Origin of the sequence: Actinomycetospora sp. NBRC 106375 (assembly GCF_030269665.1) — a bacterium.
In the GTDB taxonomy this organism is placed as follows: Bacteria; Actinomycetota; Actinomycetes; order Mycobacteriales; family Pseudonocardiaceae; genus Actinomycetospora.
Window position 1 is genome coordinate 1 of sequence record NZ_BSTS01000010.1, and the last position, 21,487, is coordinate 21,487.

The 21,487-nt window shown below is 74.7% G+C and carries 21 protein-coding genes; 7 read left to right on the forward strand and 14 right to left on the reverse strand.

Annotated features, from left to right (window positions below):
* Positions 1–186: 186 nt before the first annotated feature.
* From QSK03_RS17360 to QSK03_RS17375, 4 genes are all read right to left on the reverse strand, one after another.
* Positions 187–2,376, reverse strand: coding sequence for an NAD(P)/FAD-dependent oxidoreductase (locus tag QSK03_RS17360; RefSeq protein ID WP_285654390.1), 2,190 nt, complete (start codon positions 2,374–2,376; stop codon positions 187–189).
* 228 nt (positions 2,377–2,604) lie between these two features.
* Positions 2,605–3,651 (reverse strand): winged helix DNA-binding domain-containing protein, encoded by a 1,047-nt coding sequence (locus QSK03_RS17365; RefSeq protein WP_285654392.1) that lies wholly within the window; start codon positions 3,649–3,651, stop codon positions 2,605–2,607.
* The gene (locus QSK03_RS17370) at positions 3,648–4,232 is read right to left on the reverse strand and encodes an alpha/beta hydrolase family protein (protein WP_285654395.1); all 585 of its coding nucleotides are present in this window, start codon (positions 4,230–4,232) and stop codon (positions 3,648–3,650) included. The genes QSK03_RS17365 and QSK03_RS17370 overlap by 4 nt, the downstream gene beginning before the upstream one ends.
* On the reverse strand, positions 4,220–4,456 hold the full coding sequence (locus QSK03_RS17375; RefSeq protein WP_285654397.1) for a hypothetical protein: 237 nt from the start codon (positions 4,454–4,456) through the stop codon (positions 4,220–4,222). The genes QSK03_RS17370 and QSK03_RS17375 overlap by 13 nt, the downstream gene beginning before the upstream one ends.
* 63 nt (positions 4,457–4,519) lie before the next feature.
* On the opposite strand from QSK03_RS17375, the gene QSK03_RS17380 reads away from it, so the two are divergent.
* Complete coding sequence (locus QSK03_RS17380) at positions 4,520–5,077, forward strand: TetR/AcrR family transcriptional regulator (RefSeq protein WP_285654399.1); 558 nt, start codon at positions 4,520–4,522, stop codon at positions 5,075–5,077.
* A 19-nt stretch (positions 5,078–5,096) separates the two neighbouring features.
* On the opposite strand, the gene pheT is transcribed toward QSK03_RS17380, so the two are convergent.
* The 3 genes from pheT to QSK03_RS17395 form a co-directional block, all read right to left on the reverse strand.
* Positions 5,097–7,613 carry a phenylalanine--tRNA ligase subunit beta gene (pheT, locus tag QSK03_RS17385; protein ID WP_285654401.1) on the reverse strand — a complete coding sequence of 839 codons (2,517 nt, stop codon included), beginning with the start codon at positions 7,611–7,613 and terminating at the stop codon, positions 5,097–5,099.
* Positions 7,614–7,659: 46 nt separating this feature from the next.
* Positions 7,660–8,727, reverse strand: coding sequence for a phenylalanine--tRNA ligase subunit alpha (gene pheS / locus QSK03_RS17390; RefSeq protein WP_285654403.1), 1,068 nt, complete (start codon positions 8,725–8,727; stop codon positions 7,660–7,662).
* Positions 8,728–8,810: 83 nt separating this feature from the next.
* Complete coding sequence (locus tag QSK03_RS17395) at positions 8,811–9,290, reverse strand: MarR family winged helix-turn-helix transcriptional regulator (protein WP_285654405.1); 480 nt, start codon at positions 9,288–9,290, stop codon at positions 8,811–8,813.
* Positions 9,291–9,377: 87 nt separating this feature from the next.
* On the opposite strand from QSK03_RS17395, the gene QSK03_RS17400 reads away from it, so the two are divergent.
* Positions 9,378–9,920: an NADPH-dependent F420 reductase gene (locus QSK03_RS17400; protein ID WP_285654407.1), complete on the forward strand. Its 543-nt coding sequence runs from the start codon at positions 9,378–9,380 to the stop codon at positions 9,918–9,920.
* A gap of 6 nt (positions 9,921–9,926) precedes the next feature.
* Here QSK03_RS17400 and QSK03_RS17405 read toward each other — a convergent pair whose 3' ends face one another.
* The 6 genes from QSK03_RS17405 to QSK03_RS17430 all read right to left on the reverse strand — a co-directional run bounded on the left by QSK03_RS17405 (position 9,927) and on the right by QSK03_RS17430 (position 16,547).
* On the reverse strand, positions 9,927–10,742 hold the full coding sequence (locus QSK03_RS17405; RefSeq protein ID WP_285655020.1) for a TrmH family RNA methyltransferase: 816 nt from the start codon (positions 10,740–10,742) through the stop codon (positions 9,927–9,929).
* Positions 10,739–11,128, reverse strand: a complete 390-nt coding sequence (gene rplT, locus QSK03_RS17410) for a 50S ribosomal protein L20 (RefSeq protein ID WP_285654409.1) — start codon at positions 11,126–11,128, stop codon at positions 10,739–10,741. Before rplT ends, QSK03_RS17405 begins: the two co-directional genes overlap by 4 nt.
* A 74-nt stretch (positions 11,129–11,202) precedes the next feature.
* Entirely contained in the window at positions 11,203–11,400 is a 198-nt protein-coding gene (gene rpmI / locus QSK03_RS17415; protein WP_285654414.1) for a 50S ribosomal protein L35, read from the reverse strand.
* A 181-nt stretch (positions 11,401–11,581) separates the two neighbouring features.
* Entirely contained in the window at positions 11,582–12,166 is a 585-nt protein-coding gene (infC, locus tag QSK03_RS17420; protein ID WP_285655022.1) for a translation initiation factor IF-3, read from the reverse strand.
* Between the two features lie 319 nt (positions 12,167–12,485).
* Positions 12,486–15,386 (reverse strand): excinuclease ABC subunit UvrA, encoded by a 2,901-nt coding sequence (gene uvrA / locus QSK03_RS17425; protein ID WP_285654416.1) that lies wholly within the window; start codon positions 15,384–15,386, stop codon positions 12,486–12,488.
* A 396-nt stretch (positions 15,387–15,782) separates the two neighbouring features.
* Entirely contained in the window at positions 15,783–16,547 is a 765-nt protein-coding gene (locus tag QSK03_RS17430; protein ID WP_285654418.1) for a helix-turn-helix domain-containing protein, read from the reverse strand.
* Positions 16,548–16,599: 52 nt separating this feature from the next.
* Between QSK03_RS17430 and QSK03_RS17435 the strand changes: the two genes are divergently transcribed.
* From QSK03_RS17435 to QSK03_RS17450, 4 genes are read left to right on the forward strand one after another with little or no spacing between them, the layout of a single operon-like run.
* A complete protein-coding gene (locus tag QSK03_RS17435) occupies positions 16,600–17,172 on the forward strand; it encodes a TIGR03086 family metal-binding protein (protein ID WP_285654421.1) in 573 nt (190 codons plus the stop codon).
* 16 nt (positions 17,173–17,188) lie between these two features.
* A complete protein-coding gene (locus QSK03_RS17440) occupies positions 17,189–17,377 on the forward strand; it encodes a hypothetical protein (protein ID WP_285654423.1) in 189 nt (62 codons plus the stop codon).
* A gap of 19 nt (positions 17,378–17,396) precedes the next feature.
* The gene (locus QSK03_RS17445; protein ID WP_285654425.1) at positions 17,397–18,074 is read left to right on the forward strand and encodes an MBL fold metallo-hydrolase; all 678 of its coding nucleotides are present in this window, start codon (positions 17,397–17,399) and stop codon (positions 18,072–18,074) included.
* 19 nt (positions 18,075–18,093) lie between these two features.
* Complete coding sequence (locus QSK03_RS17450; protein WP_285654427.1) at positions 18,094–18,933, forward strand: glutaminyl-peptide cyclotransferase; 840 nt, start codon at positions 18,094–18,096, stop codon at positions 18,931–18,933.
* Between the two features lies 1 nt (position 18,934).
* On the opposite strand, the gene QSK03_RS17455 is transcribed toward QSK03_RS17450, so the two are convergent.
* Entirely contained in the window at positions 18,935–20,653 is a 1,719-nt protein-coding gene (locus tag QSK03_RS17455; protein ID WP_285654429.1) for an arabinofuranosyltransferase AftB family protein, read from the reverse strand.
* A gap of 239 nt (positions 20,654–20,892) precedes the next feature.
* On the opposite strand from QSK03_RS17455, the gene QSK03_RS17460 reads away from it, so the two are divergent.
* Positions 20,893–21,438: a hypothetical protein gene (locus QSK03_RS17460; protein ID WP_285654430.1), complete on the forward strand. Its 546-nt coding sequence runs from the start codon at positions 20,893–20,895 to the stop codon at positions 21,436–21,438.
* Positions 21,439–21,487 lie beyond the last annotated feature (49 nt).

Consider the following 21,487-nt stretch of genomic DNA (forward strand, 5'->3'; position numbering starts at 1 on the left):
CGTCGCCGCCGAACTCAACGGCCGACCCCGCAAGACCCTCGACTGGCGCTGCCCCGCCCGAGCCATCGACCAACTACTCTCCGCCCCACCAACCACCGGTGTTGCGACCACCCCCTGAGCTCAAGGGGCGCCGGGGTGGACGGCGCGCTCCTGATCACCAGGTTCGCACGCGCGCTCGACGCCCGGTCAGTTCGCGCGGTTCCCGTCGCGCAGGGAGTGCCGGGGGCGGCTGGTCGACGGGTACGGCGCACGGGGCCCGTCGGACGCGTCGCGGGGCGTCGAGGGGAAAGACGGGTGCGGCTCGCGGAACGAGCCCGACGGCGCCGGGTCCCCGTACTCCCGGTCCTCGCCGAAGGAGAGCGAGGGCGCGGGGTCGCGGAACGCGTCGTCGAACGACGGCTCCGCGAAGGACGGCTCCGCGAACGACGGCTCGCCGAAGGACGGCGAGGGGAACGACGTCGACGGGAACGGCTCGGCGAACGGCGGGAACGAGGGGTGCGGTTCCCGGACGGCCGGGATGCCGCCCGACTGGGACGCGGCGATCTGCAACGCCGGGATGCCCTGCGAGTCCGTCGCGCTGCGCGCCGCCTCCTCGGCGGCCCGGGCCGGCACCGGGGTGACCGGACGGGATCCGGTCGTCGCCGGGTCGGCACCCCAGGTCGGCGTCGCCCCGGTCGTCGGGGCGGCCGCCGTCGGGGCGGCCGTCGGCATCGGCGCGAACACGGGCGCCGCCGCGGGCTGCCCGCCCGGGACGGGCTCCTCCTCGAGACGCGGGGCGACGGTCGACGGGGCGTCGGTGTCGGGCAGCGGGGCGGTGTCGCGGCGGCCGACGGCGACGAGGTCGCGGCCGAGCAGCCCGGAGACGAGCCAGTCGAGCGCGATGCGCACGGTGCGGTCGGCGGTCGGCATGGCCCAGAGGTGGTAGGCGCGGTGGAGCAGGAACGCGGGCCAGCCGGTCATCCGCAACGGGCCGATCTGGGCCGCACCGCGCCGGCGGCCCAGACCGGCCACCGCCCCCGCGTTCTTGTGGCGGTAGCCCTTGAGCAGCCGCCCGGCGAGGAAGGCGTCGACGTTGCGCGCGAGCAGGCGGGCCTGGCGCACGGCGTGCTGGGCGGTCGGCGCCGTCGTCGCGGGCTCGCCGTCGCGGGCGGCGGGCACCGTCACGTCGGGCACGGCGGCGCAGTCGCCGGCGGTGAAGACGTGGGCGCGGTCGCGGACCTGCAGCGTCGTCGCGCAGCGCACGCGACCGCGCGGGTCGAGGGGAAGGTCGGTGCGCTCGAGCAGCGGGTTGGGCACCGAGCCGGCGGCGACGACGATCGTGTCGGTGGCGAAGCTCGTGCCGCCGGCGAGCACGACGTTGCCGTCGCGGGCCGAGGTGATCTTGGCGCCGACGCGGACCTCGATGCCGCGGCGCAGCAGCTGGGCGTGCACGCGGGCGGCGAGCGCCGGGCTGACCTCGGGCATGATCCGCCCGGCGGCCTCCAGGAGCACCCACTGGATCTCGCCGGCGATGTAGCCCGGCTGGTGCTTGGCGGCACGGCGGGTCATGTCCTCGAGCTCGCCGAGCACCTCGAGCCCCGCGAACCCGCCGCCGATCACGGTGAAGGTCAGCAGGCGCCGGCGCTCGGCGGGATCGGTGGTCGACGCGGCCGCGTCGAGGCGGGACAGGACGTGCTCGCGCAGGGCGAGCGCGTCGGTGACCGACCGGAACGGGAGCGCCTGGTCGTCGAGGCCGGGGACCGGCAGGCGCCGCGGCGCGGTGCCGGGAGCCACCACGAGCACGTCGTAGTGGACCTCCCGCGTGCCGCCGCCGGGCAGCGACACGACGGCGCGGTGGCTCGCGTCGTCGATCGCGGCGACCGAGCCGGTGATGACGTCGCAGCGCCGTAGCACCCGTCGCAGCGGCACCGTGAGGTGCCGGGGCTCGATCGCGCCGGCCGCGGCCTCGGGGAGGAACGGCTGGTAGGTCATGTGGGCCTGCGGGTCCACGACGGTGATCGAGGCGATGCCGTCGCGCGCGTCCCCCGACCCGAGGTGCCGCCCGCCGCGGGTGCCGCCGGGCAGGCGGGCCTGCAGCGCCCGCGCCGCGACCAGTCCGGCGTAGCCGCCGCCGACCACGAGGACCCGGGCGCCCTCGCCGCCCTCCGGCCCCCGACCGCGCAGACGGGCGAGGAAGACCAGCGCGACCACGCACAGGAAGCCGCCGAGGGCGGCCGCGCCCCACGCGGGCAGCGCGCCGAACACCCACAGCAGGGCGACGATCACCGGGCCCGCCACGAGCAGGGCCCCGCGACCGACGATGAAGTCCGTGGTCGACCAGGGCTCACCCGACGCGTCGGGCTCGGGTTCCGGCGCCTGCGGAGGCACGCTGGACATGCAGAGGTCTCCTCGCGATCGGGGTCGAGGCGGCCGGTCCGGGCAGAGGGGGAGCTCCCGGAGTCACGGCCCGGTCACGGTACGAACGACGATCTTCACGTGGGGCCGACCTGAGAGCCCGACACGCGCCGGGCCGTCCATCACGCACCACCGCGCGGTCACCGGTTCGGTGATCGCCCGATCGGGCCAATCGACGACCGTCGGGCTCTCAGGGACGGCGACGAGCGGTCATCGCGGGAGACGGGCGTGGGCGCGGGTGACGGCCGCGTCGGTGCGGGCGTCGAGGGGACGGAACGGCGTGACCTCCAGCCGACCGCGCGGCGCCGCCCACGTCCCGACGACCCTCCCACGGTGGACGACCGTCGACCGGAACACCCCGTTGCCGCCGGGGACGATGCGCTCGAACCAGGCGGGCTCGAGGACGTCGTCGCGGCGCCCGTAGCCGAGGACGAACTCGTCGAAGCCCGGCAGCAGGTGCACCCCGAGGGCGGCACGCCGGTGCGCGGCCAGGCGGTCGGGCACCGCCGGGTCGAGGAGGTACTCGGTGCCGTCGACGTCCGTCGCGGCGAGATCGGGTCGGGCGAGGGCGATGCCGGTGTCCACGTCCGCGGCGGGGATCCCGGTCCAGCGGGCGAAGTCGGCCCGGGTCGCCGGGCCGTGCGAGCGGAAGTAGCGCCGCGCCCACTCCCCCAGCGCCTCGTCGCGCTCGAGGTGCCGCGGCACCGGGACCCAGCGGGCGACGTCGACGATCATCTGCTCGCCGTCGCGGTAGGGCCCCCAGCACAGGACGCCGGTGGACGCGAGCTCGGCGAGCAGGTGGTAGCCGCGGCCCCGCGCCGGCGCGAGCCCCGCGGACTCCCACGCCGCGAACAGCCCGGCGCGCGTGGCGGGCACCGCGCTCCGCGCGACCGCCCGGGCCCGGTCGACGTCGGCGTCGTCGAGCCCCAGCTCGCCGCGGCGCCGGGCGGCCTGCACGCGCGGGCGGGGCGTGCCCAGGGGCAGCATCCACGCGAGGTCCTCGGCGGGCAGGACGTGCAGCGTGCCGCGCATCGGCCAGCTGCGGACGATCGTGCCGGCGTCGAACGCGGCGACCACGGCGCCGGTCGACCGGCCGGCCGTGCGCAGGGCGAGCGACGTCAGCGCGCCCGCCGGGTCCTGGCCCTGCGCGGCGCCGAGGTGACGGACGACGCCGGCGACGTCGTCGTCGGGCGGGGCGACCAGCCGCTGCGCGACGAGCCGCAGCAGCCCGATCTCGGAGACGCCGCGGGAGCTCACACGCCCAGATACTTCCGGAACCACCCGACGGCGTGGTCGTCGACCTCGGCCGCGTGCGGTGTCTGCGGCGCGGGCTCGAGGCCCGGCTCCTCGGCCAGTGCGTGGCCCATCCCCTCGATCACCACGACGTCCGACGGCCCGGCCGCCGCGGCGGCGAGCTCCCGCGCGGGCTCGAGGAACGCCGTGGCGTCGTCCTCGGACCCGAGGACGAGGCGCACCGGCAGCGTGCCCAGCTCCCCGGCCCGCGCGACGTAGTCCATGCGCGCCGCCACCGCGTCGGACTCCGGCGACCACCGGTAGTCGACGCCGAACATCTTCCCGAGGGTCGCCACCACCGGACGCAGGCGCAGCATCGGGCTCACGCCGACGAGCGCCGCGAGATCGTCGCGGCGCGTGGCCACCTCCAGCGCGACGCCGGCCCCCGCCGACCCTCCGAAGATCGCCAACGGGCCCCCGGCGAACCCGTACCGCTCGCGCAGAGCCTGCAGGGCCCCGTCGAACTCGTCCGCGGCCCGCGCGTTGACCGGGCCGTGCATGAGCATGACCGCGTCCTCGTAGCCGCGGGCCATCAGCTCGTCCATCCCGCCCGCCGGCAGGCGCGCCCCATCTCGGGCAGGCCGAGGTAGATCCGCCAGGCGTCCAGCCCGTCCAGCGGCAGCACCGCCGCGAAGGCCGCCTCGCTGCGCGGCGCGTCCATGAGGTGCCACCCGACGACGACGGGTGCGTCCGTACGCCGCCCCGCCGGCGCCCGCAGCACGTAGGGCACGCCGGCGGCGACGCCGGTCTCGAGGTCCGTGACGGTCATGTGCGTTCCCCTGACTCTCGAACTGTACGGTGTCCAGCATACTGGACGGTGTACAGTTCGTCCATGCCGAGGACCCCCGGCCAGCGTGCCGGACTGACGCACGACGCCGTGCTGACCGCGGCGAGGACGGTGTTCGCCCAGCGCGGACTGCCCGGGCTGTCGATGCGCTCGGTCGCCGGCGAGCTCGGCGTCGCCCCCAACGCGCTCTACAGCCACGTCGCGGACAAGACGGCGCTGGTCGACGCGCTGCTCGACGACCGGCTCGGTGCGCTCACCCCGCCCCCGCCGGACGCGGACCCGGTGGGCGGGCTGCGCGACGTCATGCTCGCGACGTTCGACCTGCTCGCGGCGCACCCCGACCTCGTGCCGCTCTACCTCGCCCGCCAGGGCGCGCGCGGACCGAACGCCCGGTCCCTCGGCGCGGCCATGACCGTGCTGCTCGCGCGGGCCGGCGTCGACTCCGACGCCGCGGGCCGCGTGGTGCGGGCGCTGATCGTCAGCACCCTCGGCTACGCCGCGCTCGCGACCGCCGACGAGGCGAACCTGGCGCCGCCACAGCTGCGCGCCGACCTCGAGGTCACCCTCGGCTGGCTGCTGCGGGGTGCGATACCGCGCACGTGAGCACGAGCCCGGAGGGCACCTAGCGCAGCCGGGCCCCGAAGCGTTCGGTGGCCGTCGCGACCGCGGCGTCGCGGCGGGCCGACGCCTCCTCGAGGGTCAGCGTCCGGTCGGGGGCGCGCAGGCGCAGGGCGAACGCGAGCGAGCGCTTGCCCTCGCCGACCTGGGGGCCGGTGTAGACGTCGAACAGGCGGACGTCCTCGACGAGGTCGCCGCCGCCGTCGCGCAGCGCGGACACCACCGACGCCGCCGGCACCGCCTGGTCGAGCACGAGGGCGACGTCGAGCAGCACCGGCGGGAAGGACGACACCGCGGGCACCGGGCGGTCCTCGGCCAGCGGGAGCCGGTCGAGCTCGAGCTCCATCGCACACGTGCGGGCCGGCAGGCCGAGGGCCTCGAGGACCTTCGGGTGCAGCTCGCCGGCGTGCCCGACGAGGGTGTCGCCGAGGCTCAGCGCGGCGCAGCGGCCGGGGTGCCACGGGGCGTGGACGTCGGAGGTCACCGTGAGCTCGGCGCCGTACACCCGTCCGACGAGCCGGGCGGCCTCGATCGCGTCGGCCCAGTCGGCGGGGCGGCCCGATCCCCACCAGCCCGCGCGCTCCCAGGCGCCGGCGAGGACGGCGCCGACCCGCAGCGGCTGGGCCGGCAGGTTCGCGAGCACCGAGGTGACCGCCGCGTCGTCCGGGCGGTGGTCGACCGGCAGCAGCGGCGCCTCCGGCGGGTCGTCCGGACCGGGGCGGACCACCTGTCCGACCTGGTAGAGCGCGAGGTCGCGCAGGCCGCGCGAGACGTTGCGGACCACGGCGTCCAGCAGGCCCGGCAGCAGCGTCGTCGCCATGAGCGAGCGGTCGGCGTCGAGCGGGTTGGCCAGGCGCAGGGCGTTCCGGCGGTCGTCGTCGGCGTCCAGCCCGAACGCGTCGAAGACCGCGGGTGCGACGAACGGCGACGGGAGCACCTCGTCGTAGCCGGCGTCGGCGAGCGCCCGCGAGACCTGGCGGCGGCGCCGCTGGGCGAGGGTGAGGCCGGTACCCGGGCGCGCCAGGGGCAGCTGCGACGGGATCCCGGCGTACCCCTCGAGGCGCAGGACCTCCTCGACGAGGTCGGCGGGGCGGGTGAGGTCGGGGCGCCAGGTCGGCGGCACGGCGCGCAGCCCGGCGCCGCCCGTGTCGCCGGGATCGGCGGCGGCGACCTCGACCGCGCACCCGATCTGGCTGAGCCGCCGCACCACGGCGCCCCGTTCGTAGCGGGTGCCGGCGACCCGGTCGGGCAGGTCGAGCGCCATGTCGACGGGCTCCGGGGTCGGCACGCCGCCCTCGTCGGTGACGCCGGGCGACACCGTCGCGCCGCCGTAGTGCGCGAGCAGCCACGCCGCGCGGTCGGTGGCGGCCCGGGCGACGGCGGGGTCGACCTCGCGCTCGAAGCGGCGGGCGGCCTCGCTGGGCAGGCGGTGGCGGCGCGCGGCGCGGGCCACCGACGGCGCGTCCCACGTCGCGGCCTCGAGGAGGACGTCGGAGGTGCCCGTGCCGACCTCGGTGCTCGCCCCGCCCATGACGCCCGCGAGGCCGATGGGCCCGGAGTCGTCGGTGACGACGACGTCGTCGACGTCGAGCGCGCGCTGCGCGTCGTCCAGGGTGGTGATCTTCTCGTCCGCGGTCGCCCGCCGGACCACGACGTCGCCCTGCACGGTGGCGGCGTCGTAGGCGTGCATCGGCTGGCCCAGCTCGAGCATCACGTAGTTGGTGACGTCGACGGCCAGCGAGATCGGGCGCACGCCGCAGAGCAGCAGGCGCCGGCGCAGCCACCACGGCGACGGGGCCGTGGGGTCGAGGTCGGTCACCCGGCGGGCGACGAAGCGCCGGCACTGCGAGGACGGGTCCAGGCGCACCGGCCAGGCGTCCCCGTCCTCGGCGGGCAGGTCCCGGCCGAGCAGGGCCGGGTCGCCGTAGGGCGCGTCGAGGGCGCAGGCGAGCTCGCGGGCCAGCCCGCGGACCGAGAGGCAGTAGCCGCGGTCCGGCGTCACGGCGATGTCGAGGACGGCGTCGTCCAGTCCGAGCAGCGCCGCGCCGTCGTCGCCGGGATCGGCCGTCGCGGGCGGCAGCACGAGGATGCCGCTGTGGTCGTCGCCGAGGCCCAGCTCGTCGAGCGCGCAGATCATGCCGTCGGAGACGTGGCCGTAGGTCTTCCGCGCGGCGATCGCGAAGTCGCCGGGCAGGACGGCCCCGGGCAGGGCGACGACGACGAGGTCGCCCTCGGCGAAGTTCGTCGCGCCGCACACGATCCCCCGCGACCCGGTGTCCTCGTTGTGCTCGGGACCCACGTCGACGCGGCAGTACCGGATCGGCTTCTTGAACTCGGTGAGCTCCTCGACCGACGCGACGCGTCCGACCACGAGCGGGCCGGTGCTGGCCGGGATCGGGGCCACGTCCTCGACCTCGAGCCCGACGCGGATGAGCGCCTCGCCGACGGCGTCGGCCGTCAGCGAGTCGCTGTCCGCGGGCAGGTCGACATGCTCGAGGAGCCACGAGACGGGGACACGCACGGCTACGGGGCCTTTCTGGAGCTGGCGGGTGGGGCCGGGGACCGGCTCACGGTTCGACGGCGAACGCCGAGGTGAACCGCACGTCGCCCTCGACCATGTCGCGCATGTCGGGCAGGCCGTTGCGGAACATCAGCGTGCGTTCCAGCCCCATCCCGAAGGCGAAGCCGGAGTAGACGTCCGGGTCGACGCCGCAGGCGCGCAGCACGTTCGGGTCGACCATGCCGCAGCCGCCCCACTCGACCCAGCCCGCGCCGCCCTTCTTCTGCGGGAACCAGACGTCGGGCTCGGCCGAGGGCTCGGTGAACGGGAAGTACGACGGGCGCAGCCGGATCGTCGACTCCTCGCCGAACATCGCCCGCGCGAACGCGTCGAGCGTGCCCTTGAGGTGAGCCATGGTCAGGCCCTTGTCGACGGCGAGGCCCTCGATCTGGTGGAAGACCGGGGTGTGGGTGGCGTCGAGCTCGTCGGTGCGGAACGTGCGCCCCGGGCAGACGACGTAGACGGGCAGGTCGCGCTCGAGCAGGGCCCGGATCTGCACCGGCGAGGTGTGGGTGCGCAGCACCTGGCGGGCCGCGGCGGGCTCGACGTGGAAGGTGTCCTGCATCGTGCGCGCCGGGTGGTCGGGCAGGAAGTTCAGGGCGTCGAAGTTGAACCACTCCGACTCGACCTCGGGGCCCTCGGCCACCTCGTAGCCCATGGCGACGAAGATGTCCGCGATCCGCTCCGAGAGCTGCGTCAGCGGGTGCCGGCTGCCGCGCGGGTGCCGGTCGCCGGGCAGCGTGACGTCCACGGCCTCCTCGGCCAGCATCCGCTCGTCGCGCTCGGCGGAGAGCACCTCGTGGCGCTCGTCGTAGGCGGACTGGATGGCCACACGGATCTCGTTGACCCGCTTCCCGGATGCCGAGCGCGCCTGGGGCGGCAGGGCGCCGATCTCGCGGCGCGCGGTGAGCACCGGCGAGCGGTCGCCGAGGTGGGCGGGCTTCAGCGCCGTGAGCGCCTCGAGAGTGGCGGCGCCGGCGAAGGCCGAGGTCGCGTCCGCCCGCGCGGCGTCGAGCGTCTCGGGGTCGAGCGCCGCGACCTGCTTGGGGTCGTAGAGGTCGTTGGTGCCGGACATCGAGGTCGTCTCGCTCCTGCTGCTCTCGGGTGCCGACCGATCCTATCGGAGCAGGTCGAGGCCATCGGTTGCCTGCTCCCGGCTCAGGGCTCCGCGCGCCGCTCGTCGAGCGCCGCCAGCCGGGCCCGCACCGTGTCGCTGACGGCGGCGAGCGTCTCCAGCTCCTCCGGCGTGAGGTGGTCGACGACGGCCTCGCGGACGTCGGCGACGTGCCGTGGGGCCGCGGCCTCGACGAGCTCGCGACCGTGCGGGGTGATGGTCACGACCGCCCCGCGCTGGTCGGTCGGACACCGGTCGCGGGACACCAGGCCGCGCCGCTCCATGCGGCCCAGGTGCTGGGAGAGACGGCTCTTCTCCCAGCCCAGGCTGCGCCCGAGCACGAACGGCCGCAGGCACCCGTCCGGCGCCTCCGAGAGGTGGGCCAGCACCTCGAAGTCGGCGCCCGACAGCCCGCACCGGGTGCGGAGGCGACGGTCGAGGAACTCGGTCAGGCCGTCCTGCATCGCCATGAGGCCGCGCCAGGCCCGCTCCTCGCGCTCGTCCAGCCACCGCGTCTCCGCCACGTCGGCAGCGTAGTGGCTGGTTGACGTGTGAACCACAGCAGGCCTAGCGTCTGGTTAACACATGAACCATCGACGAGGGGACCACGGATGAAGATCGTGACGATCGGCCGGGGCAGCATCGGGGGCGGGCTGGCCCGGCTGTGGCGCGAAGCGGGCCACGACGTCGACGAGCTGGGCCGGGACGGCGGTGATGTGTCGGACGCGGACGTCGTCCTCGTCGCGGTGCCCGGCGACCAGGTCTCCCCCGCCCTGGCGAAGGTCAGCGGCCTCGCGGGGAAGACCGCCATCGACGCGACGAACGTCTTCCCCGCGCGGGCTGGAGACGCTCCGTCGAACGCCGAGGAGGTCAAGTCCGTCACCGGCGGACCGGTGGCCAAGAGCTTCAACATGAACTACGCGAGCCTGTTCGACCGCGTCCGCGAGCAGCGGGTCCGGCCGAGCAACTGGTACGTCGCCGACGACGAGGCCGTCGAGGTCACCGAGACGCTGATCCGCGACGCCGGCTACGAGCCGGTGCGTGTCGGCGACCTCTCGCGTGCCCGGGACTTCGAGGGCGCGGTGTGGCTGCTGCTCGGCGCCACGCCCCCGGGGGGTGTCTTCTACCGCTTCGCCGCGCCGGGCGAGCTCTGAGCGCCCTCAGCGCTGGGCGCGGGCGGAGGCGTAGAGGCACACGGCGGCCGCCGTCGCCAGGTTGAGGCTCTCCGCGCGGCCGTGGATGGGGACGCGGACGCGGTGGTCGGCCGCGGCGGCGGTGCGCTCGTCGAGGCCGCGGGCCTCGCTGCCGAACAGCCACGCGGTAGGCCGGGCGAGCAGGGCGTCCGCGCCGGCGTCGAGGACGGTCTCGCCGTCGCCGGCCGCGGCGAGCAGGGTCAGGCCGCGGTCCCGGAGCGCGGCGACGACGGCATCGACGTCGCGGTCGACGGCCAGGGCGACGTGGAAGAGGCTGCCCATCGTCGACCGCACGCACTTGCCGTTGTGCGGATCGACGGCGTCACCGGCGAGGACGACGGCGTCGGCGCCCGCGGCGTCGCTGGTGCGGATGACCGTGCCGGCGTTGCCCGGGTCGGCGACGCCGACGAGCACCGTGACCAGCCGGGGCGCGTCACCGAGGGCCTGCTCGAGCCCGACGGTGACCGTCGAGCACACGGCGGCCACGCCCTGCGGGGTGACGGTGTCCGAGAGGCCGGCCGCGGCCTTGTCGGTCACGCGCGCGACGCGGACGTCGAGCGCCCTCGCCCGGTCCTCCAGCGCGGGGTCCCGGTCGGCGACGGCGTCGGTGAGGAAGAGGTCGTAGAGGCGACCCGAGCCTTCCTCGGCCCAGGCCAGCGCCTCGTGCACGGGGCGGACGCCCTCGACGAGGAACCGCCGGGCATCGACACGCGCCGCGCGCCGCAGCAGCTTGCGGGCTGCGGCGACGCGCGGCGTGCGTTCGGTGAGGAGCGCCTCGCTCAGGCGGCGTCCTCGTTCTTCGCGTTCTTGTCCGCGGGGACCGCGGCGCGGGCGACCTCGACCAGCGCGGTGAACGCGGCCGGGTCGGACACCGCGATCTCCGCGAGGTTCTTGCGGTCGACCTCGACGCCCGCGAGCTTCAGCCCCTGCATGAACCGGTTGTAGGTCATGTCGTTGGCGCGGGCCGCCGCGTTGATGCGGGTGATCCACAGCTGCCGGAAGTCGCCCTTGCGCTGCTTGCGGTCCCGGTAGGCGTAGGTCAGCGAGTGGAGCGTCTGCTCCTTGGCCTTGCGGTAGAGCCGGGAGCGCTGGCCGCGGTAGCCGCTGGCCATCTCCAGGGTGGTGCGACGCTTCTTCTGCGCGTTGACCGCGCGCTTCACGCGTGCCACGTGGTCCTGCCTTCGATCTGATCAGGGAGCGGACGAACGTCCGCCCGGGGTGGGTCGGCGGGGCCGGGAGGTGGTCAGAGACCGCCGAGCAGGCGCTTCACGCGCCCGGTGTCCTGCGGCGCGACGTTCTCGTTGCCGGAGAGCTCACGGGTCTTGTGGCTGGACTTCTTCTCCAGCAGGTGGCGCTTGCCCGCCTTCTCGCGCAGCAGCTTGCCGGACCCGGTCACCTTGATGCGCTTCTTGGCGCCGCTGTGGGTCTTGTTCTTCGGCATGTCCAGTCCTTGGTTCCTCGTGCGGAGCGGGTGCTCCGGAGTCGATGGTCGAGCTCCGCGGCGCTCCGTCTCCGCCGGGGTGGATCGACGTCCGCGCCGTCGCTCGGGAGCGACGGTACGGGCGCCCGGGTACCCGGCCGCGCCCACCCCGGGAGGCGGGTGCGGCCGGTCGTGCGCCAGCTCAGCCGGCCGGCTCGGGGGCCGGCTCCGCTGCTTCCTGCTGGGATTCCTGGTTGGCGCGCGGGGCCTTCTGCGGCTTCTTGTTCGGCGCCAGGACCATCGTCATGTTGCGGCCGTCCTGCTTCGGCGTGGCCTCGACGTAGCCCAGCTCACCGACGTCCTCGGCGAGGCGCTGCAGCAGGCGGAAGCCCAGCTCCGGGCGCGACTGCTCGCGGCCGCGGAACATGATGGTGACCTTGACCTTGTGACCCTGCCCGAGGAAGCGGGTCACGTGACCCTTCTTCGTCTCGTAGTCGTGCGGGTCGATCTTCGGCCGGAGCTTCTGCTCCTTGATCACCGTCTGCTGCTGGTTACGCCGCGACTCGCGGGCCTTCTGCGCGCTCTCGTACTTGAACTTGCCGTAGTCCATGAGCTTGCAGACCGGCGGGCGGGCCTGGGCGGCCACCTCGACCAGGTCGAGGTCGGCCTCGCGGGCCAGGCGCAGGGCGTCCTCGATCCGGACGATCCCGACCTGCTCCCCGTTGGGGCCGACCAGTCGCACCTCGGGAACGCGGATGCGCTCGTTGATGCGGGTCTCTGTGGTAATGAGCTCTCCTCGGGTCCGTGACTGTGTCGCTGCGACCCGGCACCCGGAGCCCCGATGAACGTCGGGCCCCGCGCCATGCCTGGCGTCGGGGCCCACGGTCGACCGATCCGGTGTCCACCAGCGCGGACACCTCCGCCTCAGGACCGGCCTGAGGCGGCTGGACCGGACCCGCTCACCTGGACGGCGGACGGGTGGGAGCCGGGGCTCCACTTGCCGCTCGACGGACGCGCTGCACCCACCGAGCTGGTCGCTCAGGGTGTAACGCTACCACTGCCCTGCGGTGTTCCTTCCCGTCGCCCCGGGATCGGGCCCCGCCGGACTAGCCCGCCTTCTTCGCGCGGCTCTTGCGGACGGGGCCGGCGTCGGGCTCGACGAGCTTGGTCAGGAACTGGCCCGTGTAGCTCTCGGGCACCGCCGCGATCTGCTCCGGCGTGCCCTGGGCGACGATGGTGCCGCCGTTGTTGCCGCCCTCGGGACCCATGTCGACGACCCAGTCGGACACCTTGATGACGTCGAGGTTGTGCTCGATGACGAGCACGGTGTTGCCCTTGTCGACCAGGCCGTTGATGACACCGAGCAGCTTGCGGATGTCCTCGAAGTGCAGGCCGGTGGTGGGCTCGTCGAGGATGTAGAGCGTCCGGCCGGCGGAGCGCTTCTGCAGCTCGGACGCCAGCTTCACCCGCTGCGCCTCGCCGCCGGAGAGCGTCGGGGCGGGCTGGCCGAGCCGGACGTAGCCCAGGCCCACCTCGGTGAGCGTCTGCAGGTGACGGTGGATCGCCCCGATCGGCTTGAAGAACTCGGCGGCCTCCTCGATCGGCATGTCGAGGACCTCGGCCACGTTCTTGCCCTTGTAGTGCACCTCGAGGGTCTCGCGGTTGTACCGGGCGCCCTTGCAGACCTCGCAGGGCACGTACACGTCGGGCAGGAAGTTCATCTCGATGCGGATGGTGCCGTCACCCGCGCACGCCTCGCAGCGCCCGCCCTTGACGTTGAACGAGAAGCGCCCGGGCCCGTAGCCGCGCACCTTCGCCTCGTTGGTGGCGGCGAACAGCTTGCGCATGTGGTCCCACACGCCGGTGTAGGTCGCCGGGTTGGACCGCGGCGTGCGCCCGATCGGCGACTGGTCGACCCGGACCAGCTTGTCGAGGTGCTCCGTGCCGGTGACCCGGGTGTGCCGGCCCGGGACCTGGCGGGCCTTGTTCAGCTTGTTGGCCAGCACCGTGGCCAGGATGTCGTTGACCAGCGTCGACTTGCCCGACCCGGACACCCCGGTGATCGACACGAGGCAGCCGAGCGGGAACGAGACGTCGACGTCGTGCAGATTGTGCTCGCGGGCCCCGACGACGCTGACCTGGCGCTTCTTGTCGACCGGGCGCCGAATCTGCGGCACCGGGATCTCCTCCCGGCCCGCGAGGTAGGCACCGGTGAGCGATTCCTCGCTCTGCTCGAGACCCGCGACCGGCCCGGAGTAGACGACCTTCCCGCCGTGCTCGCCGGCGCCCGGGCCGATGTCGACCACCCAGTCGGACGCCCGGACGGTGTCCTCGTCGTGCTCGACGACGATCAATGTGTTGCCGAGGTCGCGCAGCCGGGACAGTGTGTCGATCAGCCGGCGGTTGTCGCGCTGGTGCAGCCCGATCGAGGGCTCGTCGAGCACGTAGAGCACGCCGACGAGGCCGGAGCCGATCTGGGTGGCCAGGCGGATGCGCTGGGCCTCGCCGCCGGAGAGCGTGGCCGCGGCACGCGCCAGCGACAGGTAGTCGAGCCCGACGTCGAGGAGGAACCCGAGCCGCGCGCCGATCTCCTTGAGCACCGCCCCCGCGATGACCTGCTCGCGGTGGCCGAGGACGAGGCCCGTCATGAACTCGGCGCAGTCGGCCACGGAGAGCGCGCAGACCTCGGCGATCGAGCGGTCGCCGAGGGTCTCGTGCCGCAGGGTCACGGCCAGGATCTCGGGCTTGAGGCGCGTGCCCCCGCACGCCGGGCACGGCACGTCGCGCATGTAGCCCTCGTAGCGCTCGCGGGCGCTGTCGGACTCCGCCTGGTCGAGCCGGCGCTCGAGGAACGGCACCACGCCCTCGAACGAGGCGTAGTACGAGCGCTCGCGGCCGTAGCGGTTGCGGTAGCGCACGTGCACCTGGTCTTCCGAACCGTGCAGCACCGCCTTCTGCACCCGCGCCGGCAGCTTGCGCCACGGGGTGTCCATGCGGAAGCCGACCTGCTCGGAGAGCGCGGTGAGCAGCCGCGTGAAGTACTCCGCCGACTGCCCGATGGCCCAGGGCGCGATGGCGCCGTCGGCGAGCGAGAGCTCGTCGTCGGGCACCAGCAGCTCGGGGTCGACCTCCTTCTTGATGCCCAGCCCGGCGCACGTCGGGCACGCGCCGTAGGGCGAGTTGAAGGAGAAGGCGCGGGGCTCGAGGTCGTCGACCTGGAGCTGGTGGCCGTTGGGGCAGGCCATGCGCTCGGAGAACCGGCGCTCGCGGTCCGGGTCGTCGTCGGGGAGGTCGACGAAGTCGAGCACGAGGATGCCCTCGGCCAGGCGCAGCGCGGTCTCGACCGAGTCGGTGAGGCGCTGCTTGGCGCTGGACTTCACCGACAGGCGGTCGACCACCACCGCGATGTCGTGCTTCTCCTGCTTCTTCAGCGTCGGCGGCTCCGAGAGCGGATAGACCGTGCCGTCGACCAGCACGCGGGAGTAGCCCTGGCCCTGGAGCTGGCTGAACAGGTCGACGTACTCGCCCTTGCGGCCGCGGATCACCGGCGCGAGGACCTGGAACCGGCGGCCGGGCTCCATCTCGAGCACCTGGTCGACGATCTGCTGCGGCGTCTGCTTCGAGATCACCTCACCGCACGTCGGGCAGTGCGGCGTGCCGGCGCGGGCGTAGAGCAGGCGCAGGTAGTCGTAGACCTCGGTGATGGTGCCGACGGTGGAGCGCGGGTTGCGGCTCGTGGACTTCTGGTCGATCGAGACCGCGGGCGAGAGCCCCTCGATGAAGTCGACGTCGGGCTTGTCCATCTGCCCCAGGAACTGGCGGGCGTACGCCGAGAGCGACTCGACGTAGCGCCGCTGGCCCTCGGCGAAGATCGTGTCGAACGCCAGGCTCGACTTGCCCGATCCGGACAGCCCGGTGAACACGACCAGGCTGTCGCGGGGCAGGTCGAGATCGACGCCCGTGAGGTTGTGCTCACGGGCGCCCTGGACGACGAGACGATCGACCACGTGCGGGGCCTCCTGGCTCGGGGCGAGACGCGCCGGGGTTCGGAACACACGCCATCGGATGCCTCTTCCCCCGGTGCACTCCATGCTAGGAGCGACCCCCGACAACGGCCGTGCCGCCCGCGGTCGGGGCGCCGGACGGGGTGCGAGGGACGACGAGCACCGGGCGGCGGGGACGGCGTCGCGACGGTCGCGTGACCGCTGCGCCGGTCGTCGCAACGACGGCGCCGGTCCCGGTGTTCCCGCCGCCCGGTTCGTGGAGGTCCGGACGGGTTCGTGCCCTGGGGCCCGGTGATCAGGAGCGCCTGGTGCACCTCGCGGCCCGCCCGGGGGTGGACAGCGCGCTCCTGATCTCCGGCCCGCCGGCCGCCCACGGCGCCGGCGCCGGCGCGGTGACCGTCAGACCGGTGATCCCGGGTAGCGGCGGGCGTACCAGGTCGGCGGTTCGCCGAAGAGGTCGGTGAAGTCGCGGGACAGGTGACCCTGGTCGGCGTAGCCGAGGGTCGCGGCGAGGTCCGCCCAGTCCACCTCCGGCCCGCCCGTCTCCAGGCGCTCGACGACCTCCTGGAGCCGGTAGCGCCGGATCACCCACTTCGGGCCGGGGCCGACGTGCTCGGCGAACAGGCGCTGCAGGGTGCGCATCCCCAGCCCGGCGGCCGCGGCGAGGCGGTCGACCCGCGCGATCGTCGGGTCGGCGGCGACGTGCGCGACCAGCTCCCCCGCCTCCCTCGCCGCCGCCCCGGGACCGTCGGCGGGCACGCCGGCCCGCAGCCAGGCGCCCATGTCCCCGCGCCAGACACCACCGAGGCCCGGGAGGTCCGCGGCGTCCAGCTCGCGGTCGACCAGCCGCCCGACGGGCCGGTCGGCCCACGCCCGGAACACGCCGGGCCGGAAGGCCGCGCCGACGACCGCGTCCCGGCCGACGAGCTCGCGCACCATGTGCCGGCTGCGCGGCCCGACGACACGGGGCCCGGAGTCGCCGATCACCGACACGTGCACCTGCGGCAGCGGGACGATCTTCTGGGCGTAGGGCTCGGCGTAGTCCCACGAGGCGGTCCAGATCCGCTCGACCCACGGCGCGAGATCGGGGTCGGGCTCGTGCACGGCGATCCGCTGGGCGGTGCGCCAGTGACCGCCGAGCTCGCGCGGATCCCGCTCGTCCACGGTGTCGCGTTCCTCCATGACGGGCGGCCGGGGCGTCACTAGCGTCCTCCGGGTGTTCCCCGACTTCGCGGCCCGCCCGCACCTCATCGGCGCCGCTGCCGCCCCGCACGAGGAGCTCGTCGCCGACGCCGCCGGTGACCTCGACGCGCTCGTGCCCTGCGAGGGCTGGACCGTGCGCGACCTCGCCGAGCACCTGATGACCTGGACGCCGGTCCTCGCCGGCGCCGGGCGCGGCACCCCGCCCGAGCCCACGACCCGCGCCCTCGGCGACGACTGGCCGACGGTGCTCGGTGCCGAGCGCGACGACCTCGTCGCCGTCTGGAGCGACCCGCAGGCGTGGACGGGCACCACCACGATGACCAGCTCGGAGATCCCGTCCGCGGTGGTCGGCACGATGGCGCTCTGCGAGCTGGTGCTGCACGGCTGGGACCTCGCGACGGGGCTGCGCCGGCCCGTGGCGTGGGACGAGGGCCTGCTCGAGGAGGTCCACGACGCCCTCACGGCCCTGACCCCGCTCGGCCGGCAGATGGGTGCCTTCGGCGCCGCGGTCGACGTCACCCGGGACGCGCCGCTGCTCGACCGCGTCGTCGCCCTGGCCGGCCGCGACCCGGCCCGGACGCCCTGACGGGCACCATGGAGCCATGAGCGGTATCGACCCGGCGGACCTGGCGCGGTTGCGGTCGCGCCCGGGCTGGAGCGGCGAGCGCGCCGAGTGCCGCCACCGCGAGGTGGTGATGGCCGAGGACGAGCTCCCGCGCTGCGAGAGCTGCGGCGAGATCCTCAGCCCGGACGCGTTGCGCCGCGCCGGCCACAAGCCGGTGCGGCCCTGACGCCACTAGGCTCACGGCCGTGGACCTCCTCGACGACTACACCGGCCACGTCGAGCCCGGCGGCCCCGCCGCCCGGCGCGACCTGAAGGACGTCTCGATCACCAAGGTGTCGGTCGGGCCGATGGACAACAACGCGTACCTGTTGGTCGACCACGGCTCCGGCGAGGCGCTGCTGATCGACGCCGCCAACGAGACCGACCGCCTGCTCGACACCGTCGCCACGGTCGCCGACCGCGGCAAGGTGACGAGCCTGGCGACCACCCACAAGCACTGGGACCACATCCAGTCCCTGGAGGACGCCGTGCGTGCCCTCTCCCCCGCCACCTACGCCGGGGAGGCCGACGCCCCCGAGCTGCCGGTCGCCCCGGACCACACCGTCGGCGACGGCGACACCGTGCGGTTCGGCGGCGCGCAGGTCGAGATCATCCACCTCGACGGGCACACCCCCGGCTCGATCGCGCTGCTCTACCGCGACCCGGCCGGCTCGGGGCACCTGTTCACCGGCGACTCGCTCTTCCCCGGCGGCCCGGGCAAGACCGCGGGCCCGGCCGAGTTCGCGTCGCTGATGGACGATCTCGAGGCGAAGGTGTTCGGGCAGCTCGGCGACGACACGCACGTCTACCCGGGCCACGGCGACGACACGACGCTCGGTACCGAGCGCCCGAAGCTCTCCGAATGGCGCGAGCGCGGCTGGTGACCCCGCTCCGGTCGTCCGCGTGACGCCGACGCTGCGGTGGGCCGGCCTGGCCTGCGCCGCAGCGCTCGTCGTCGCCGGGCTCGTCGTCGTGGTGGTGTCCGCGCTGCCCCGGGCGGAGCCGTCGGTCCTCGACGACCCGGCCCGCCTGCGCGCGGCGGGCGTCGCGACCCTGCGGCCCGAGGTCCTCGCCGTCATGCCGCACGACCCGACGGCGTACACCGAGGGGTTCGAGATCGACGGCGACGCGCTGCTGGAGAGCACCGGGCTGACCGGGCGCTCCCAGCTCCGCGCGCTCGACCCGGCCACCGGCGCGGTCCGCCGCGCCGAACCGCTGCCGCCTGCGGTCTACGGGGAGGGCGTCACCGCGACCCCGACCGCGCTCTGGCAGCTGACCTACCGCGACGGGATCGCCTACGAGCGCGACCCCGCGACGTGGACGATCCGGCGCACCGTCCCTCTCGAGCGCGAGGGCTGGGGGGCGTGCCACGACGGGACGCGCGTCGTCACGAGCGACGGCACCGACGAGCTGGTGCTCCGCGACCCGGCTTCGTTCGCGCCGGTGAGGACGGTGCGGGTGACGGCCGCCGACGTGCCGGTCGAACGGCTCAACGAGCTCGAGTGCACCGCCGAAGGCGTGTGGGCGAACGTCTGGCACACCGACCGCCTCGTGCGCATCGACCCGGGCTCCGGGCGCGTCACCGCGGTCGTCGACGCGGCCGGACTGCTCCCGCCCGGGCAGCGCCCGGACGACCCCGACGCCGTGCTGAACGGCATCGCCGCCGTCCCCGGGACCGACCGGTTCCTGCTCACCGGCAAGTACTGGCCCTCGATGTTCCGGGTGCGCCTCGTCCCGTCCTGACTCACGCGGTGCGGCAGTCCGCCGCCTCGGACGGGATGCGCGGGTAGCGGTAGGACGTGCGCTCCCACGCGCCGGTGAGGTTCTCCCAGAACCGCGCGGCGGTGAGGGGCTCCCGGACCGACGCCAGCATCTCCTGGGTGCGGGGGCAGGCGACGGCGGCGCCGGCCGCCGCGAGCTCGCCGGGGTCGAGCCACTGCGGATCGGTGACGCCGGCGTCGGCGAGGTCCCAGGACGGCGGCAGCTCCTTGTCGTGACCGATCCGGCCGTCGGGCACGCTCGTCGAGTGCGCGGCCAGCGGGTTGGTCAGCCCGACCGCGTCGTGCACGCGGACGTCGAGAGGGGCCAGCTCGCCGGTGACACCGAGGTTCAGCCAGACGATCGTCGACGGGACGCCGGGGGCCTCGCGGAACAGCGACCAGTCGTCCTGTGCCCCGCGCAGCACGAACGTGCCGGGCGGCGCCGCGGCCACGGTCGCCGCGCCGTCGGGGGCGACGGGGTGCCCGAGGTAGTCGTCGGTGGTGATCGGGTGCGGCGACCGCGTGATGTTCACGTAGTACATGCGCTCGTTGGCGATGAAGTTCGGGCCGAGCTCCTCGCCGTAGTCGGGCCGCAGTCCGGCCACGCAGACGAGCGCCCACGCGCCCAGCACCACCAGCCCCGGCACGAGGTCGCGGCGCAGCGGCACCGCCATCACGGGCAGCACCAGGCAGAACAGCGCCGGCAGCAGCATGCGCGCGTGCATGAAGTCGCCGCCGACGCGCGTGACGTAGAGGGTCAGCAGCAGGGCGGCGACCGGCGGCGCGGCGGCGACGGCCAGGGTCGTCCGGCGCCCCGCGGACCCCGTGCCCCGGGGCGGCGAGCCGAGCACCAGCGCCAGTCCCACCACCGCGAGGACCGCGAGCGGGACCCACAGCACGTAGGTCCGGACGAGGTCGTCGAGGTAGTGCAGGCCCTGCTCCCACCGGGGCGCGGACGCCTCCTTGGCCAGCGCGGTCGAGGGCACGAGCAGGCCGTAGTAGCCCGCCCGGAAGATCTCGTAGACGACGGGAAGGGCCGCGGCGGCACCCGCGAGCCCGGCGAGCCGCCACCATCCGTGCCGCGCCTCGAGCACGACCACGACGACGGCCACCACCAGCGCCACCAGGGTGAGGTCCGGCCGCACGAGCGGGGCGAGGCCCAGCACGACCGCGAGCCACCAGGCCTCCCGTGGCCGGCCCGGGTCGATCCGGCGCACAAGCAGCCACCACGTGAGGCCGAGCCACCCGATGATCAGCCCGGTCTCGAGCCCGGAGGTCCCGAAGTCCCAGAACGGCGGCATCGCCACGACCAGCAGGGCGCCGAACGGGACCATCCGCGGCGGCGCGCCGAACAGCCGGCGGGCGCCGTCGAGCCCGAGCGCGAGCCCGGCGACGGAGAGGACCAGGCCCAGGACGACGGCGGACCAGTTCAGCACCTGGCCCGGCAACAGGCCGGGGAGGGCGAGCAGCGCGGTCCACAGGGTCGAGGTGTTGGCCTCGACGCGCTCGCCGGCGTTGAACACCGGCCCCCGGCCGGCGGCGAGCTGGCGGACCGTCCGCAGCACGATGAGGCCGTCGTCGCTGATCCAGCGCCGGTGCCACACGAGGACCGCGAAGACGGCCGTCGTGGCGCCCAGCGTGACGAGGTTCCAGCGGGTCCGTCCGCGGTCGTCCGCGCGCGGCACGGTCTCGACGGTGTCCACCGTCGCCCTCGGTTCGATCACCGCGCTGATGAGTCCGCCCCCGACGCCCGACCAGAGGGGACATGCAACCACAGGCCACGGTGACCGCTGCCACGAGGTCCACCGTCCGCCCCGGGCACGCGGCATCCGAGGTCGCCGCCGCCGGGCCGGCCACCCGTTCGGGCGAACGAAGCTAACGCCCGGTGGCATCGCGCCGATCTAGCAGTGACACGTCGGAACGGATCGCTCGGGGGCCAGGGATGTCGGTACGGGAACGCACGCCGCAGCAGGGGAAGTCGCGCACGATCCTCGGGATCGTGGCGGCGGTCGTCATCGTGGTCGTCCTGCTGCTCGCCCTCGCCCTGACCGGCGTCGCGCGCGGCCTGTTCGCCAAGGACGTCGACCGGGTGGTGCGCAACGACGTGGACGCGAGTGGGCTGGTCGCGACGCTCGTCTCCTACCCCGACTCCCTCCGCGGCTCCACGCTGGCCCAGGGCCAGGTAGACCTCCAGGTGCAGATCGACCAGGCCGCGCTCACCGGCGGCAATGCGGCGGCCCAGCCGGCCACGGTGGTCGTGCGCAACTTCAGCTGCCCGGGCGCCGACAGCGCCGCCGCGGACGCCGTGCTGACCATCCAGGGTGCCGACGCCGCGCACGTCGCGCCGCGCCCGGCCGAGGCCGGCGGCGGGGTCGCGCTCACCGGCGCCTTCGAGATCGCGGCCGTGGCGCCGGTCCAGCCCGTCGTGCAGGTGCCGGCCGGGGCCGACCCGGTCGCGCAGTGCCGGATCGACCTCGTCGCCCGCTGATCCACGTCGTGCCCTGACCGTTACCCGGTTGACGGTGCACGGCGGTATC

Bases quoted from the DNA above. Each gene is read 5' to 3' on its own strand.
- QSK03_RS17440 (WP_285654423.1), top strand. From the start codon at position 17,189: ATGAGCGGTATCGACCCGGCGGACCTGGCGCGGTTGCGGTCGCGCCCG.
- QSK03_RS17360 (WP_285654390.1), bottom strand. From the start codon at position 2,376: ATGTCCAGCGTGCCTCCGCAGGCGCCGGAACCCGAGCCCGACGCGTCG.
- QSK03_RS17380 (WP_285654399.1), top strand. From the start codon at position 4,520: ATGCCGAGGACCCCCGGCCAGCGTGCCGGACTGACGCACGACGCCGTG.
- QSK03_RS17375 (WP_285654397.1), bottom strand. From the start codon at position 4,456: ATGACCGTCACGGACCTCGAGACCGGCGTCGCCGCCGGCGTGCCCTAC.
- QSK03_RS17460 (WP_285654430.1), top strand. From the start codon at position 20,893: ATGTCGGTACGGGAACGCACGCCGCAGCAGGGGAAGTCGCGCACGATC.
- rpmI (WP_285654414.1), bottom strand. From the start codon at position 11,400: ATGCCGAAGAACAAGACCCACAGCGGCGCCAAGAAGCGCATCAAGGTG.
- pheS (WP_285654403.1), bottom strand. From the start codon at position 8,727: ATGTCCGGCACCAACGACCTCTACGACCCCAAGCAGGTCGCGGCGCTC.
- QSK03_RS17400 (WP_285654407.1), top strand. From the start codon at position 9,378: ATGAAGATCGTGACGATCGGCCGGGGCAGCATCGGGGGCGGGCTGGCC.
- QSK03_RS17370 (WP_285654395.1), bottom strand. From the start codon at position 4,232: ATGGACGAGCTGATGGCCCGCGGCTACGAGGACGCGGTCATGCTCATG.